This window comes from bacterium, assembly GCA_028821235.1.
Lineage (GTDB): Bacteria > Actinomycetota > Acidimicrobiia > Spongiisociales > Spongiisociaceae > Spongiisocius.
On record JAPPGV010000070.1, the window covers coordinates 1 to 2,406 of the forward strand.

General features: G+C 67.7%; 3 protein-coding genes. All 3 read right to left on the bottom strand.

Annotation, left to right across the window (positions count from 1 at the left end; translation table 11 throughout):
• Positions 1-752 (bottom strand): SDR family NAD(P)-dependent oxidoreductase (locus OXK16_07365; protein ID MDE0375766.1); only part of this gene is annotated, 752 nt, incomplete at its 3' end.
• Between the two features lie 27 nt (positions 753-779).
• A complete protein-coding gene (locus OXK16_07370) occupies positions 780-1,556 on the bottom strand; it encodes an ATP-binding cassette domain-containing protein (protein MDE0375767.1) in 777 nt (258 codons plus the stop codon).
• A 46-nt stretch (positions 1,557-1,602) separates the two neighbouring features.
• Positions 1,603-2,406, bottom strand: an 804-nt coding sequence (locus OXK16_07375) for an ABC transporter permease (protein MDE0375768.1), incomplete at its 5' end; no start/stop codon positions are given.

Consider the following 2,406-nt stretch of genomic DNA (forward strand, 5'->3'; position numbering starts at 1 on the left):
TACATGAGGGCGCCGCCGGTGACGCTGATGGCGGCGCCGCTTATGTAGCTCGCGTGATCCGAGGCCAGGAAGACAACCACCGATGCGACCTCGGACGGTTGGCCCAGCCGCCCTAGCGGGCACGCGGCTACTCCGGCAGCCACGACCTCCTCTGTGTTGTCGGTGTGCTGCATGGGTGTGTCGATCGGGCCGGGGAGGAGACTATTGACGGTGATCCCGTGCGGCCCGTACCACCGGGCGAAGTCACGGCTCATCGAGACCACCCCGCCCTTGGCCGCTACGTAGGCATGGGCCCCCAGCCTGGTACCCCGGATGAATCCCGGTGAGGAGAAGTTGATGATCCTCCCGCCCCGCCCGTCGGCGACCAGAGCCTCACCGAACGCCCGGCACAGGAAGAACCCCGCCTTCAAGTCGACGTCCAGTTGCAGATCCCACTCCTCCTCGCCCACCTCGTCCAGGGGCTGCCGTCGCAGGACACCGGCCACGTGGGCGAGGGTCCACAAGTTCCCCAGGAAGTCGGATGCCTCTTCCACCAGGCCGCCGAGTCCGGCTATGTCGCGGAGGTCGTAACGCTTCGCCCGGTGACGGGAGGGCGAAGCCAAGCCGGTGACGGTCCTAGCGACCTCCTCCCCCTGAACATCGACCGCGAACACCCGCGCCCCTGCCTCGGCGAAGGCCTCCGCGGTCGCCTTGCCGATCCCCTGGGCGGCGCCGGTGACCATGACCCCCCTACCGTCCAGCCCGGCGCCCACGTTCCAGACGATGATATTGCTCCTGCTTCAGGCGGTGGCGCCGGTGATGTGGGCCACCACTTCCTGGCGGGTTGTCTCCGATTTGGGCAGGTCCGCCACCAGGCGCCCCTGGCGGAGTATGAGCAGGCGGGTGCAGATCGACCACACGTGCTCCATGTTGTGGGAGATGACGATCATCGCCATGTCCGTCTCGGCCGATGACACCATCGCCCCGATCATCTCCAGGACCGCGGCGGCTTCCTTGACACCCAGCGCGGCGGTGGGTTCGTCCAGCAGCAGGAGCCGGCCACCCCAGAACCCGGCACGGGAAATGGCCACTACCTGGCGTTGCCCCCCTGACATGGTCTCGATGTCGGCATCGAGGTTCGGGAACCGGGCAGGGAGGGCTTCGACGGCGGCCCGGGCCCTCTTCCGCATCAACCTGCGGTTGAGTATCCCCAGCTTCCCGCGCCACCCGCCCCTGACCACTTCGCGGCCCAGGTAGAAGTTGGCCGGGATGTCGAAGATGTCGACCAACGCGAGCTGCTGGTAGACGGTCTCGATTCCCTCGTGGCGAGCCTCCGCGGGCGTGGAGAACACCTTGCGGTCGCCGTGCAGGTAGACCTCGCCGGCGGTCGGGATGACGGCGCCGGCCAGGCATTTTACCAGGGTCGACTTGCCCGCCCCGTTGTCGCCGAGGAGGCCCACGATCTCGTCCCGGTCGAGGGTGAAGCTCACGTCGTCCAGGGCGCGGATGGTCCCGTAGTGCTTGGACAGACCTCTGATGTCCAGCAATGGAGCGCCCGGCACGGTGACGTAGCTCATGGAACGGCTACCCCGGCGCGGCGCGGACGTACCTCTCCCCCGAACATCACACATCCATCCTGACTTCCGCCTCCCGCCGTCCCAGTTGGTCGAACACCACCGCACCCAGCAGCAGGACGCCCCTCGACACCTCCTGCCAGAAGGACTGGACCTGCAGCAGAACGAGACCGTTGTCCAGCACCGCCAGGATGAGGATGGCCACCAGGGTTCCGATCACCGAGCCCCTCCCCCCGTACAGGCTGGCGCCGCCCACGATCACCCCGGTCAGGGCCAGGAACTCCATCCTCTCCCCGGTCGTGGGGGACACCGCACCCACCTGGGACACGACGATCATGGCGGCCAGGGCGACGGTCGCTCCGGTGAGGACGAACGCGATACCCACCTGCCTCTCGAGCGGGATCCCCGCCAGCCGCGCCGCCTGGGGGTTGGCGCCGATGGCATACATCTGCTGGCCGTACTTGGTGAGGCGCATGACCACGTAGAAGATCGCCACCACCAGCAGCAGCACGATCACGGCTACGGGTATCTCGATTCCCCACACCTCGAAGCGGGTCCGTCCCAGGAACCTGAACCCTTCGACGCGGACGGCCCGCCCGTCCATCACGAGCTTGGAGGCCCCGCGGAAGGCCACGAGGGTGGCGAGCGTGGTGAGGATCGAGTTGACCCGGAACTTGATGATCGCCACCGCGTTGATGCCTGCGATCGCCATGGCGGCTGCTATCGCCGCGACGACTCCCCAAGCCATGCCGTAGTCCCTGGCGAACACCGCGAAGACGGCGCCGGCGAAGCCGATGGCGGATCCCACCGACACGTCGACCTGCCGGGCCACGAGCAGCAGGGTCATGGCGCT